The organism is Streptococcus sp. HJ1 (genome assembly GCF_052399005.1).
In the GTDB taxonomy this organism is placed as follows: Bacteria; Bacillota; Bacilli; order Lactobacillales; family Streptococcaceae; genus Streptococcus.
Genome location: NZ_CP199005.1, coordinates 1133941 through 1146439 on the forward strand (window position 1 = coordinate 1133941; position 12499 = coordinate 1146439).

A 12499-nucleotide genomic window follows, 5' to 3' on the forward strand; every position below is an offset into this window, starting at 1 on the left:
TTTCTAAAAAGGCTAAGAAGCATTCACTTCCTAGCCTTTATCTAATTACATACCTAAGATTGAGCGAGCCGTACGTTGAGAACCAACGAGGGCAATAATCAGTAAGATAGCTTGTACCAAACTACCAAACATAATCGCAAGTGATTGCAAGACTCCTGCACCATTTGAAACAGCTATTTTCCCAGCAGATTCAAACAAAGGAACAAGAGAAACAATCAGAAAAATAAGAACCCCTTGTACCGCATAGACCATAATATTTTTTAAATAGCCAATACCAATAGACTTCCACTCATCACTTAAAAATGTTGGAATCGTAAGAGGGGCAAATGGAATCATAAGGTAGAGTTGAATAAATCGAATAGATACCAAAAGATTGACCATGGCTGCACTTACTATCCGAACAAGCCAAATGAGGAGGGCGAAAAAGCCCACAATCATCCGGCCAATAAAGCCTGAACCTTTTATTCCAGAGATTGTATCATACTTTGCCCCACCGTGAGCCACAATCGAGGCCACTTGTTCAATGGCATGACTCGCAATCCCGATGATGGCTTCTACAATTACGGTAGTGTTAGTAATTACAACTGCGACCATAATATAACTAATCAACATCGGCGCTAATGCTTCAAAGGTCATCGCTCCTCCTGAGTTAGCAATTTTCTTTGCCATCTTCGAAAATTCTAAGATGAGGACAACTGATAAAATCGCAACTCCAAGAGGCTGCATGACACTTTTAGTAATACTAGACATATAAGTCCAAACGGTTGGATTGTAGCTAGATAGAGATTTAATCAAATCTACCGTAGATTGTAAATCTACATTAAATCCTTCAAATAAATTTTCAGCTGATATTTTTTCAGATGCAAGATAAACAAAGGGTGAGACTAAACTAAGATTCATGTCATTGTTGATCCTCCTAAATAGAAATCTGGGTTACAAAGGCTCCAGCAGCCCCTACCATAACTCCACCGACAATTTCAAGAATGGCATTCCGAACACCTGGTCCACCATCTTTAATGTTGGTTGCAAGGTTGACAATCCCCACAACAACGAGAAAGGCACCAACTGCAATCAATCCCTTCTGTAACAAAGACATAGCTTGTGCAAACATAGCACTTGCGTCTACTCCATAAACAAAACCTTTAAAATGCGTAATCATCTATTTCCTCTTTTCTATTTTTATTTTAAACTAGATTCAAAAGTTAAATCACGAATTCTAAGGCCTTCAAGATGATTTTCCTGACTTTGATTCAAAGGATTGATCTGATAGTTCCACCACCGTTCATCGTTTTCTTGATTGGCAAGGTACTTCCAGTTTGGATGCTTAGTTGAATTGTACTTTTTGCTTTTAAAGACAGGCATATTGGCAATTCGAACTAAGCATTCATGCCGTTTCATATTTCCGACTTCATCAGGTGTCATTAAATCACGAGCAATCTTTTGATGAGAAAGGGATCCTGAACCTGTTTGGCCAAAGGAACGACTAGTATTTCGAACATCAATGGTTTGTTTACCGAGTAACCCACTCATAAATTTAAAAGTATCTTCATCATTACCACCTAAGTAGACTAAGCTATCACAGTTCCCAAGAATAGTTTTCCAAGCTTCTTTTTCTTTATAGAGTCCTTGAAGTTGAGCAATATTTTGCAGAATAGGAACGAGACTCATATTCCGAGAACGGACTGTTGAGGTTTGTTCAGCAAAATCTGGGATTTCTCCGATATTTGCGAATTCATCTAAGTAGACTCTCACATGAAGAGGTAATTGCCCCTTAAAATCAATATCTGCTTGTCTTGTTAGAGTTTGAAATACTGTTGAAAAAAAGAGGGCTGAAAGAAAGCGAAAGGTACTATCGTTATCTGGGATAACTAAGTAAACCATTGATTTTTCCTTGCCCCATGTCTTCATATCAAGGGTATCTCTTTTGGTCAAATCCATGACACTTTGAATATTGAAGAGGGCAAATTTAGCAGTGGTTACAGCTATAACAGAATCCAGAGTCTTATCCTTATAATTTTGAAAATCTGCCCAATTTCGCATGGTAAAATTTTCAGTTCCATACTTTTTAGCATAATTTTCAAATAGAATTTCTAAGACACTTTTTTCTTGGTTTTCACCCTTGGATAAGTGTTTAATGAGTTTTGAGATTTCAGCAAAACTTGGATAACGCCCTCGTTTTTTTCGCTCTTCCACTTCTTTTTTTTGACGTTTCAACAAGTTTTGGTATTCCTTTTGACTTAAACGACTTTCTTCTATGAGCTGTTCTCTTGTTTTAGGTGGGTTATAGAAATCGACCAAGTAAGAGGCTAAAGCTCGTACCAAAGTCATAGAAGCTTCATCCCAAAATGGATCACTACGGGAGCCAGAGCCTTTGGTGTTATTGAAATAAACCGTCAGCATGCGATTCAAATCATTTTCTGTCTCTATATAGCGAAAAGGATTGAAGCCATCTGAGTTCTTCATATTGACTAAATCTAACACCTTTACTTGGTAGCCATGTTCTAAAAAGAGTTTGCCTGTTTTTTCGGCCAAGTGATCTTTAGGATCAACTACAATATTAGAACTATTCATCTGAATCAGATTGGGTTTCACAAAGCGAAATGTCTTCCCACTTCCTGAACCTCCAATCACCGCAATATTCTTATTCCTATCATATTGGGCTGGTTTTTTATCTAATAATGTCAGACGAACATCTTGTGCTAAGATCGTATCATGAGAAAATTCCTTACCGTAAAAGAGCTTCTTTTCTTTTAGAGTTCCAAAACGGGCGCTCCCGTATTCTACCCCTTCTCGGTATTGTTTTTTTCCAGTCTCTAAATAGAGATAAACCAGCAGCATCATCACAAAGCCTAGTAGAAAAAAAGCACTTGATTTTCCAGTAAAAGAAATATTCCATGGCGACTGAAGAACTTCATCTTGACCCTCCATCAGAAGATGAGTCCATTTATTTAAGCTATTTCCAGTATAGGAATCATACAAAAGCGTCAAACGATGAAAAAGATAGCCTAGTAAGATGCCTAACAGTGAGAATAGTAGGAATTTCTTTCCACTGTACATCATCTCACCATCTCTTTCTGTTTGACGGCCCCTTCTTGTCTAAAGGTAATTTGGGATTTCGCCTCATCAATTGCATCGTCTAATGACTTATCCATAGTAAAATCAGCTAATTTCTCCGGATCATTAACCATTTTTTCTAGCAGATGGTCTAAATGATTGTCTAGAATCGAACGGTCTTTCGTATAGAAATGTAGAGAATCCCCTTGCCAAGCGATGGCTAAAGGAATCTCTTCTTTTTCTAAAAAAGCTTTAAATTTCTCTATATCAATTGGTTTGTCTAAAAAATCTTTTTTCAGATTAATCGTGTCAATCGAATAAGGAGATTGTAGCAATTCTTCTAATTTCTGCACCCCTATCTTATAGGCGGAATCCTGTGCTAAAGCCTGACGTCTAGACCATTCTAGAATCTTTAAGAGACTTTTGACAGTAAATAAAAGACTACGCTCTGCATATTGAACTGCCATTCGTTCCTGTTGTTCAGAGGACATCTGAGGCCTCCTTCTTCACAAATAGCAGCTTTCCTTCTTTATAACGATAAGCTATCAATTTCTGACGTTGCTTAATCGACTTGACAACCTGCAGTAGATCTCTCGAATAAGGTTCTCGAAGAGTAACTTCTACTGCTTTTCCATCAAAGATACCAACACGTTTAAATTCAATGTAGTCTTTTTTGAGATGTCCTAAGCCCATACCAAAAGGAAAGTGATGAATCAATTGGATGGTACAACCACCTTTATTTCCCATTTGTTTCAAATCATACAAGTTTACTACCTTCATGATTAACTCCTTTATCTAGTTTGTCGCATCGTTTAAGTCTGGTAACGATAAACTCCGTGTCTGTTAGAAAATTCTCACACACGTCTTGTGCCAGTTGCCCTTCACAGGGAAATACTCTCAGTCCCTACTTACACAGGCACGCTAATCAAGACGGAGTGAATTCAATTTTCAAAGAACAGGTAGCTTTATTATAGATAAGAGTAGTTGAAATTTTTATCACATTTTTTATTTTCCTGTAGAGCTAAATTCATACTAAACAAAGATTTTGAAATAAAAGACTAACATTGTTACATAATGTTAGCATTTCATTTCCCTAAACCAAGCTAATTTGGTCTAAAAAAGCAGCAAACTATAAACTAGTAGGTTCCACACCAAATGTAGCCCCATACTTCCCCATAAGTCCGATTTATAGCGAACCATCCCTAAAAACATTCCCAATGAAACATACAAACACCAAGCTAGAGTAGTCCCTGGATGATGAGCTAAGGCAAACAAAACACTTGTCAAGGCAATTCTGATGTCTAATTTTCTGACCAGCTTCCATAAGATTTCTCGATACAGAAATTCTTCAACCATACTCGCATTGATTAAAAACAATAAAAATGAAAACCAGGGAACTTGATGTTGAAGCCCAATTAAGTTTGCTTGATTCGTGGTTCCTTGAGCATGGATTAGGCTAAAACATAGACTTATAATCATTAGGCTTACTAATCCAATACCAAGCCATTTCATCCTAGATTTCATATCGATCTTATGCGCTTGTTTACGTTGACCATACATCCATAAAAAAGAAATGAGCGACGCTCCATAGAGAACCTGTAGTATAGTTAACTCACCGATACAAAGAAATTTCAGTAAGTATAGGGATACCAATAGGACATTTACTTGTTGAAATATATAAACTGGAATTATTCTTTTCATAGTTACCTCCGAAATAAATCTTCATAATCTAAATCTAATACCTGCACAATCCTTTCTACCCATGAACTTTGAGGCATTCGTTGTTCCATCTTATAGTGGCGAATCTTTTGATACAAACGATTCAATTCACTTGGATAGTGAAACTCTCCCGCAAACATTTTTCTGGTTAACTCAATCCAGCTGATATTTCTTTCAGCCAAAATAATGGACAAGTTCTCCCAAAATCGTTCAGCCATATTGCTTCTCCTTTAGTTAGATAAATAATGTGTTTGTGCCATGTAAATCAATTGTTTCGTATCTCTTGGCAATAAAGCTCTAGCCTCTTCCAAATTCAGATTTGGATAAACTCGCTTATTTGAAACCGCAAGAGGAAGTCTGATGCTTAGTTCAGGATTTTTTAAAATCATCTCAACGAAATCCGTTAATCTTAGATTGTCACGGTTCTTAAATCGTAATAAATTGGGAGATAAAAACTCAAAACAATCTGAAGAATAGCTCATCATCTCAATTAATTTATCCTTTGTCATTTCAGAAACTGAATGACAAGATACCTCGATGCCATAGTTTTGGAAGAAGTCTAAAAGAAGTTGATTTCTTTGGCTATTTTTACTTAGATAGAGATCAATCATGGGAGACCTCCAACAAATTTGATTCCATTTGATATTCTGAGACGACTAAGGAATCTAATGAATGTGAGAAGTTAATTGATTTCTTGTCTTCATCATAAGCCTTTACAGTTACTTGGGTTGTAAGTATTCCCTCTTTCCCCTCTGCTCGATAGCCTTGTCCATATAAAATAAAAACGAGATTTTGATGATCATCTACAAAGGCATCAAGTCCATTCTTTATGTCTTGACTTTCAAGGAATTCCATAACGTTTTGAAGATAGGATTCATAAAATAGTGGGTAGTTGTGTTTTTTATGGTAATCATCTAAGAATGTCACTTCAAACTCACATGGATAATTGGGCATCAAAAATAATTGTTCATCCAGCTGTTTGATTTCTGCATCATGTAATTCTGTTTCTAATTCATCACAATCTAGTATTGATTCTTTATTTAATGCTTTCATCTTTTTCCTCTATTTCTTTTAATTTCTTTGCGATTGCGGCAATCACAGGAACTGTTACACTATTACCAGCTTGTTTATAGAGTTGACTATTACTAGAGACTTTTCTAGCAGCTTCAAAAGCCCAATCAGGAAAGCCCTGTAGTCGAAAACACTCTTTAGGGGTGATTCTTCGTATCCTCAAACGGTAAAATTGCCCATCTATTAAGACACCGGCTACATGATAAATTTGTTTATCTTCTCCTTCATAGCTAGCAACTACTACTCCCATTTGTCCACTAGTTGTTAACGTATTCGCTATACCTTTTCCAACTCTACCTCGACGATACTGAGAACTTGGTCTTTCCAAATTGATGGAATCTCCTATTTCTGCTTGAGCATATCCTTTTTTCGTTGCTTCCCGTACTTTTAGAAATTGGATTGGTTCTGGAATCAGTATTTTAGGGATTTTATCTCCACCTTGCATTGTAGTCAATGTTGGAGATAAACCCTCACTGCCATAGACGCGACCTGTCTCCTTAAAGCTAGTTGGTAAATCTCCAACAACGATAATACCATGGAGATCTTGAGTATTTAAAGTAAACATTGGCTCTTGGTTTTCCTTAAAGCGTCTACCATTTTGTCTCTTGTCTAATCTATCTGGTGTCATACAAGGAATCGCAACTTTAAATCCTTCTCCTTTTCCACGAACTAAGGTTGGCGCAAGACCTTCTGAATAATAGACTTTACCACTCATTCCACTTTTTGATGGATTCAAATTCCCAAGTGTTTTTAAAGTCTCAGAGTTAGTTGCTTGACCTTCTCGTCTGAAAGGAAATAGGAGTCTGGTACCTTTCTTTCTAGAATGTCCGATAATAAACACCCTCTCTCTGTTTTGGGGAACGCCAAAATCCTTACTGTTAAGCACCTGCCACTCAACATCAAACCCCAATTCATCAAGTGTGGTAAGAATTGTGGTGAACGTCCGTCCCTTATCGTGATTGAGTAGGCCTTTAACATTTTCAAGAAAAAGAAAACGTGGTTGGATTTGTTTGGCCGCCCGAGCAATTTCAAAGAACAAAGTTCCTCTAGTATCTTCAAATCCCAATCGTCTTCCTGCGATTGAAAATGCTTGACAAGGGAATCCCCCACAGATGACATCGACTTTTCCTCTAAGTTTTTTAAATTCGTCATCTGAAACATCTCGTATATCATGAAATTCTATTTCTCCTTCCGTTTGAAAAATGGACTTATAAGATTCTCTAGCAAATTTATCAATCTCACAAAATCCAATACACTCGTGTCCGACACTTTCCATTCCAAGTCGAAAGCCACCGATACCTGAAAATAAATCAATAAATCTCATTTCTTGATTACCCCTTTCTTATCGACTATCATTGTCAGAACTGTCACTCCACTTGAAATGACAATGAGCATAACTAATATCCACTCGATTGGCGACATTTAACCACCTCCTTTTCTAACACGGTTATTCCAAACGGAATATAGGCCATTAAACACAAATTCAGCAAGCACTTCCGCACGTCTAACAAAGTGAACATTATCTAGAGCATACTGATAGATTCTCTCAAAATCAGTCATAGCAATTTCACTGGCTGTTTCAGAAAAACCTTCTCGTCTAAATTGTTCTTGTACCAATCCCCAAATATAATCTCGATCATATTTTGTGACCTTTTCTACTTTCCTTTTCAAGATAGGTTGAGAGTTCCTCTCTTCCTCATCCTCAATAAATAAAGAATCAGTCTCACTATATTTAGTCTCACTAACTTCAGTCTCACTAGGGGCTGGATGTGAGACGGGGCCCGTTTCATTTTCAACCTGCCCTAGTCCTTTTTTAACACTAGGCCTGTTTGAATTACTTACTGGGGTAGAAGATAATTCCCCTAAATAAATCTTATTAGCTAGTCTTCCTTTCTCACTTGAAGACTGTTGCACTTCATCAATTAAGTCATATTCTTTAAGAATCTTTTTGATGGACAGTAATTTTGACTTCGAACAACCTAACAGCCTCATCAGTTTAGAATTAGAAAATACTAAATAAACCGAGCCTTCTTCGTCTATCCAACCACGACTGAGAGATAATTCTAAACGATCTTTTAAAATAGAATAAGCTACCTTTACTTCTAGTTTCATATCCATATATTTCTCATCCTCAAAAAGAATTTTAGGTAATTTATAATACCGTTCTGAAGTTTGGTATTGATTTTCGGTAATTCGTTTCATAGCGCTCCTCCAAGTTCTTTGAGTATTAAATCTCCGCTTGATTCCAATCGAACCAAGCCACTTTTTTCTAATTCAGCCATAAGACTGATGGCTTCAACAATGTCAATTCCCATTTCACGTACTAAAAATGAAATGACAATATAGCGTGATGATTGTAATTCTTTTGTCATTTTCCCTCCTGAATATAAAAAAAGAGAACAATATTCAATTGTTCTCTCCTTAGATAAATATTTATTGTTGTATTCATTTTTCCGATACGCAAACGATATCTACAAATACATTTACATCTATGTGCCTTTTTAGGACTTTTTTGATGTCAAAATTGCCTTTATCTACAAAGACAAAATGCTTGTAAAATAGCTTGAAATCAAGGATTTTCACCCTTTTTTTCGTTGTAGCAACACTACACACTCCACGTGGTGCGTTTGAGGAAACAGATCAACCGGCTGGACTTTCATCAATTCATATCCCAACTCTTGGTAGAATTTGATATCACGCGCCATGGTTGCGACATTACAAGAGATATAAGCAATGCGGTCTGCTCCTGTTTGAGCGCTTGCTTTGATAAAACTCTCGGTCAAGCCCTTGCGTGGTGGGTCAACCAAGATGACGGTTGGTTGGATACCTTCCTTGAGCCAGTTCTTCATGGCATTTTCAGCTGTATTGCAGACATAATGGGCATTTGTGATATTGTTTAATGCAGCGTTCTTCTGGCTATTCTCAACTGCTTCTGGAATCACTTCAACACCGTAGACTTCTTTGACATGCTTGGCAACGGATAATCCAATCGTTCCAATCCCTGAGTAGGCATCAATCACCACATCATCTTCTCTTAACTCCGCAAAGTCGATAGCTGTCTGATAGAGCTTCTCTGCCATTTCTGTATTGACCTGGTAAAAGGCTGGGCCAGCGATTTGGAAGTCATTTCCCAACATCTGATCCGTAATATAGTCTTGACCATAAAGAGTCTTCCACTCCTTGCCGAAAATCGCATTGGTATTCTGGTCGTTGATATTCTGCATGACAGACACCATCTCTGGGAACTGCTTGATAAGGTGTTCAATCAATTGCTCCACTCGGAAAACTTTCGGACGAGTTGTTACTAAAATGACCATGATTTGCCCTGAATAGTGCCCACGTCGCACCACAAGATTTCGAATCAAGCCAAACTGTTCCTTTTCGTCATAAGGTTTTAAATCAAAACGACGAAGCAAATCGCGTAGAACTACTACGACTTGGTCAATAACAGGATCCTGGATAAAGAAATCTTCAATAGGCATGAGGTCATGCGAATTTTTACGGAAAAAACCAGTTTCCAAGACACCATTCACTCGACGAACGGGCACCTGAGCCTTATTTCGGTACTTGACAGGATTTCCCATACCAAGCGTTTCAGCAACTTCTACATCGGTAATGCCAGCTATCTTGTAGAGACTGTCTTTGACTTGCTTGGTTTTGAACTTAAGCTGCTCTGGATAGGCAAGATGCCCCAAATCAGCGATACCTGAACGCAGATAAGCTAGGTCAAGATCTTGGTTACGATGTGGAGAGTAAGTAAGGTACTCCTCAACTTTCCCATAGCCAATCTTTTTATTGACCTTAAGGACTCGCATGAGAATTTTCTCAGTTGGTAGAGCATTTTCTACAAAGAAAACCAAACCTTCTATCTTAGCAACCCCAGCACCTTCATGGGTCAAATCGACAATTTCAACTTCTACAATATCATTTTTCTTTAACATATTTTTCACTTTCTATCGGCCGACAAAAAAAGACGGCAACATTTCTGTTACCATCTATTATATCATGAAATGACCTAAGCACCAAAACTCTTGAAGAAGTTGACAATGGCTTGCCAAAGGGAGCTAAAGAAGTTGCCCCCGTCTTCTAGCGCTTTATTGGCATCAAAGTTGAGGTTTATATTTTTAAAGCTATCTCCAGCTTGGGATACAATACTTTCCTTGAGGTCATTTAGGGTTTTGGTGAAATCAGCATTGTTCAAAATGTCACTCTTTGAGAGGTTAAGTGCAAAATTGATGATGATATTGACCTGGTTTCCTGTTATAACCTGATCGAGTTTGTAGTTTTTTAGCGTGTCTTCTACAATTTTGCGAACATCCTCTTCTGTCAGATTACCTTTGGCTTCTTTTGCCTTTGCGATTCCTGCCTTGATATCTGCCAAGGCGACATTGAGTTTATTGGCATCGTAACCTGACTTGTCCTTGTTTTCAGCATTAATATCGGATAAAGCTTTTAGCTCCTCTTGGGCCAAGTCTTTATTGGCTTGTGGTACTTTAGCTCCATTGGCCTCTAACGAGTAGTAAATCCCTGCTAGGGCGCTCTCTCCTGTAACTGGAATAGGTGCTGCAACTGTGATTTTGGCATGCTCCACTCCCAGTGTCACTGCAGCGTTACGGTACATATCCTGCGTCACCTTGGTGATATTTTCAGGCGTTTCAATCTTTACCTCTAGAGGCGACTTATCACCTAGCTTTTGAATCTTGGCTGATGAATAGAGCTGTAGACTAGCATCATTAGCCACATTCATAATTTTCGAATAGATATCAGGTGTCATGGTTTTGATATCTTTGGTGTCTTTTGATGCGTCATAGCCAAGTTTGCTAAGAGTTTGATTTTTCTGGTCTTCAGATAGAGAAGAACCTAGGACATATTCGGGTTGTACATAGGTTTCATCGATTACTTTTTGAACATCAGTTGCTGCGTGGACACTCGTCATAGCTGTTGCGGCCCACAATATTGCAGCACTTGTTAGAAAGAATTTCTTTCTCATGGGATATTCCCTCCTTTACCTTTCTAGGTTAATAAAACAATCTTAAAGAAAGCTTATAGTGAAAAACACCTGGTCAAACCAGATGTTTAGAAGAAATTAAAGAATTTCATGATATAGAGATTGAAGCGGACCTGTCTCGAGTAGTAATAATTTCCACCATTCTCATAGAGTTCGGCTCCGTGAAAGATAGAAATGGGGTTGATATAGGTATAGGTCTTTCCAGTGGTATTGCCAAGGATAGGAGCGACCGTATCTCGGGAGTAACGCTTGGCTAGGGCCAGAGTATTTTCCTTGCCATTCTGAGCGATAAAATCGATATAGGCAGGTCCAAAATTATAGGCTTGAACGGCGGTCCAGACATCTACTCCTTTGCTCTGTGCCAAATAGAGATTATCTGTTAAAGTCTGTACCCCTTGGCGAATACTAGAGGCATCGTCTTTGATGGTATTGGTAGCGCCACTAGCAGACTCACTAGACTGCATAACATCCCGCTCTTTTCCCTTCGTTTCGGTATAAATCATGGCGAGCACCAACTCTTCATTGGCTGGAGTATCTCTTTCGCTCAAGATTTCTCGAACCATGGGTTGGTAGGTCATGACTTGTTTAACATCCTGATGGATATGATAAGCTTTGTATCCTGCGAAAAGGAAGACTGCTAGCACAAGCACTCTTCTTATAAATTTAAACATTATTTACTTTGAATATCCTCGATATTTTTGATTAAGATAGAATAGGTTCCATTGTCATTTTGGATAAACTCAACAGACTCTGCATCTTGGTAAACATTATTTGGAACGATGAGTTCAATTCCATTTGACAAGGAAAGTTTTTGGTTTTCAAATTTCTTGAGCTGACGACTGGCATCAATTTCATCAAACTGGACTGGTTCTGGTACGGCTTCCTTGACTTGATCAATAAAGCTCAAACGAGCTGTCAGATTGTTATCAAAAAGGTCATTAGCCAATTTTTCAGGTGACAGTTCATTGCTTTCTTCAAGATTGTTGAAAATCGCTGATTTGACCTTGGATTGAAATTGAAAATCATCTGTGTTAAAGGACTCAGCAATTCTCTGGGCCGTTTTTTCTAGTTCCTTGATGGATTTCTTTGGCGAAATCTTAGGGGCAACAGCTAGCAGATTTTCTGAAAAATAATTCAAGAAAGTCCCATTGTACTTGATGCGTTTTTCGATGAGATGATACTTGCGACTTTGAAGATTGACGACCAAGGCCTCGTCAGCCCCCGTTCCAAATCCAGGTAGGTTATTCTGAGTTAGCTTGATTGGGTTATCAACTTCTCCACCAAGGTGAGTCAAGGTCTCACGTAGAGCAATTCGCAAGAAAGCAAAATGTTCAACGCCTTCTTTAGAAAACTGAACAAAAACCAAGTCATTGGTCTTGAGATTTTCAGAAATGCTAAACTCCTCTTTCCAGAGATTAGCCAGTGTTACTGATGTCTCCAACAAATCATCTGTGATGTGATTGAAGAAGGGATTTTCTTCTTCGAAAATCCCAGTCTTGGCTTCATCTGAATACACACGTTCGATTTTTTTGCGTAGGTATTCCTCGATTTTTGGAGTGATATTGAGAAACTTATCCGCTAGAAACAACTCAGTATCATCTGGGCTGAACTGATGGATAATAGCTTTCTTAATATAAATGTCCATAA

16 protein-coding genes are annotated in these 12499 nt (G+C 38.1%); all 16 read right to left on the bottom strand.

Translation table 11 applies throughout. The features are described from left to right. Nucleotides 1–45 precede the first annotated feature (45 nt). Complete coding sequence (locus tag ACT17O_RS05825; RefSeq protein WP_437195554.1) at nucleotides 46–900, bottom strand: conjugal transfer protein TrbL; 855 nt, start codon at nucleotides 898–900, stop codon at nucleotides 46–48. A gap of 16 nt (nucleotides 901–916) precedes the next feature. After that, nucleotides 917–1159, bottom strand: coding sequence for a hypothetical protein (locus ACT17O_RS05830; RefSeq protein ID WP_000627865.1), 243 nt, complete (start codon nucleotides 1157–1159; stop codon nucleotides 917–919). Nucleotides 1160–1179: 20 nt separating this feature from the next. Then, complete coding sequence (locus ACT17O_RS05835) at nucleotides 1180–3057, bottom strand: VirD4-like conjugal transfer protein, CD1115 family (RefSeq protein WP_025170820.1); 1878 nt, start codon at nucleotides 3055–3057, stop codon at nucleotides 1180–1182. Continuing rightward, nucleotides 3057–3545: a hypothetical protein gene (locus tag ACT17O_RS05840; RefSeq protein ID WP_000093677.1), complete on the bottom strand. Its 489-nt coding sequence runs from the start codon at nucleotides 3543–3545 to the stop codon at nucleotides 3057–3059. Before ACT17O_RS05840 ends, ACT17O_RS05835 begins: the two co-directional genes overlap by 1 nt. Next, entirely contained in the window at nucleotides 3535–3834 is a 300-nt protein-coding gene (locus tag ACT17O_RS05845) for a hypothetical protein (protein ID WP_000869753.1), read from the bottom strand. The genes ACT17O_RS05840 and ACT17O_RS05845 overlap by 11 nt, the downstream gene beginning before the upstream one ends. Nucleotides 3835–4167: 333 nt before the next feature. Beyond that, nucleotides 4168–4755 (bottom strand): CPBP family intramembrane glutamic endopeptidase, encoded by a 588-nt coding sequence (locus ACT17O_RS05850; protein WP_444817220.1) that lies wholly within the window; start codon nucleotides 4753–4755, stop codon nucleotides 4168–4170. A gap of 2 nt (nucleotides 4756–4757) precedes the next feature. Further along, entirely contained in the window at nucleotides 4758–4991 is a 234-nt protein-coding gene (locus tag ACT17O_RS05855; protein ID WP_050266763.1) for a hypothetical protein, read from the bottom strand. A gap of 12 nt (nucleotides 4992–5003) precedes the next feature. After that, entirely contained in the window at nucleotides 5004–5384 is a 381-nt protein-coding gene (locus ACT17O_RS05860; protein ID WP_444817221.1) for a hypothetical protein, read from the bottom strand. Further along, nucleotides 5377–5826, bottom strand: a complete 450-nt coding sequence (locus tag ACT17O_RS05865) for a hypothetical protein (protein WP_444817222.1) — start codon at nucleotides 5824–5826, stop codon at nucleotides 5377–5379. Before ACT17O_RS05865 ends, ACT17O_RS05860 begins: the two co-directional genes overlap by 8 nt. Continuing rightward, a complete protein-coding gene (gene dcm / locus ACT17O_RS05870; protein ID WP_444817223.1) occupies nucleotides 5810–7168 on the bottom strand; it encodes a DNA (cytosine-5-)-methyltransferase in 1359 nt (452 codons plus the stop codon). The genes ACT17O_RS05865 and dcm overlap by 17 nt, the downstream gene beginning before the upstream one ends. Nucleotides 7169–7266: 98 nt before the next feature. Then, nucleotides 7267–8046, bottom strand: coding sequence for a replication initiator protein A (locus tag ACT17O_RS05875; RefSeq protein ID WP_444817224.1), 780 nt, complete (start codon nucleotides 8044–8046; stop codon nucleotides 7267–7269). Then, on the bottom strand, nucleotides 8043–8216 hold the full coding sequence (locus ACT17O_RS05880) for a hypothetical protein (RefSeq protein WP_000159607.1): 174 nt from the start codon (nucleotides 8214–8216) through the stop codon (nucleotides 8043–8045). The genes ACT17O_RS05875 and ACT17O_RS05880 overlap by 4 nt, the downstream gene beginning before the upstream one ends. A 207-nt stretch (nucleotides 8217–8423) precedes the next feature. After that, entirely contained in the window at nucleotides 8424–9785 is a 1362-nt protein-coding gene (gene rlmD, locus ACT17O_RS05885; protein WP_444817225.1) for a 23S rRNA (uracil(1939)-C(5))-methyltransferase RlmD, read from the bottom strand. A gap of 74 nt (nucleotides 9786–9859) precedes the next feature. Continuing rightward, nucleotides 9860–10834 (bottom strand): DUF1002 domain-containing protein, encoded by a 975-nt coding sequence (locus ACT17O_RS05890; RefSeq protein ID WP_001227373.1) that lies wholly within the window; start codon nucleotides 10832–10834, stop codon nucleotides 9860–9862. Between the two features lie 86 nt (nucleotides 10835–10920). Then, nucleotides 10921–11523 carry a lysozyme family protein gene (locus tag ACT17O_RS05895; protein WP_084881242.1) on the bottom strand — a complete coding sequence of 201 codons (603 nt, stop codon included), beginning with the start codon at nucleotides 11521–11523 and terminating at the stop codon, nucleotides 10921–10923. Then, on the bottom strand, nucleotides 11523–12497 hold the full coding sequence (locus ACT17O_RS05900) for a nucleoid-associated protein (RefSeq protein ID WP_000356115.1): 975 nt from the start codon (nucleotides 12495–12497) through the stop codon (nucleotides 11523–11525). Before ACT17O_RS05900 ends, ACT17O_RS05895 begins: the two co-directional genes overlap by 1 nt. Nucleotides 12498–12499: the final 2 nt, after the last annotated feature.

Excerpts from the sequence above, each read along its gene's own strand:
- ACT17O_RS05825 (WP_437195554.1), bottom strand. The coding sequence starts at position 900 with ATGAATCTTAGTTTAGTCTCACCCTTTGTTTATCTTGCATCTGAAAAA.
- ACT17O_RS05830 (WP_000627865.1), bottom strand. The coding sequence starts at position 1,159 with ATGATTACGCATTTTAAAGGTTTTGTTTATGGAGTAGACGCAAGTGCT.
- ACT17O_RS05835 (WP_025170820.1), bottom strand. The coding sequence starts at position 3,057 with ATGTACAGTGGAAAGAAATTCCTACTATTCTCACTGTTAGGCATCTTA.
- ACT17O_RS05840 (WP_000093677.1), bottom strand. The coding sequence starts at position 3,545 with ATGTCCTCTGAACAACAGGAACGAATGGCAGTTCAATATGCAGAGCGT.
- ACT17O_RS05845 (WP_000869753.1), bottom strand. The coding sequence starts at position 3,834 with ATGAAGGTAGTAAACTTGTATGATTTGAAACAAATGGGAAATAAAGGT.
- ACT17O_RS05850 (WP_444817220.1), bottom strand. The coding sequence starts at position 4,755 with ATGAAAAGAATAATTCCAGTTTATATATTTCAACAAGTAAATGTCCTA.
- ACT17O_RS05855 (WP_050266763.1), bottom strand. The coding sequence starts at position 4,991 with ATGGCTGAACGATTTTGGGAGAACTTGTCCATTATTTTGGCTGAAAGA.
- ACT17O_RS05860 (WP_444817221.1), bottom strand. The coding sequence starts at position 5,384 with ATGATTGATCTCTATCTAAGTAAAAATAGCCAAAGAAATCAACTTCTT.
- ACT17O_RS05865 (WP_444817222.1), bottom strand. The coding sequence starts at position 5,826 with ATGAAAGCATTAAATAAAGAATCAATACTAGATTGTGATGAATTAGAA.
- dcm (WP_444817223.1), bottom strand. The coding sequence starts at position 7,168 with ATGAGATTTATTGATTTATTTTCAGGTATCGGTGGCTTTCGACTTGGA.
- ACT17O_RS05875 (WP_444817224.1), bottom strand. The coding sequence starts at position 8,046 with ATGAAACGAATTACCGAAAATCAATACCAAACTTCAGAACGGTATTAT.
- ACT17O_RS05880 (WP_000159607.1), bottom strand. The coding sequence starts at position 8,216 with ATGACAAAAGAATTACAATCATCACGCTATATTGTCATTTCATTTTTA.
- rlmD (WP_444817225.1), bottom strand. The coding sequence starts at position 9,785 with ATGTTAAAGAAAAATGATATTGTAGAAGTTGAAATTGTCGATTTGACC.
- ACT17O_RS05890 (WP_001227373.1), bottom strand. The coding sequence starts at position 10,834 with ATGAGAAAGAAATTCTTTCTAACAAGTGCTGCAATATTGTGGGCCGCA.
- ACT17O_RS05895 (WP_084881242.1), bottom strand. The coding sequence starts at position 11,523 with ATGTTTAAATTTATAAGAAGAGTGCTTGTGCTAGCAGTCTTCCTTTTC.
- ACT17O_RS05900 (WP_000356115.1), bottom strand. The coding sequence starts at position 12,497 with ATGGACATTTATATTAAGAAAGCTATTATCCATCAGTTCAGCCCAGAT.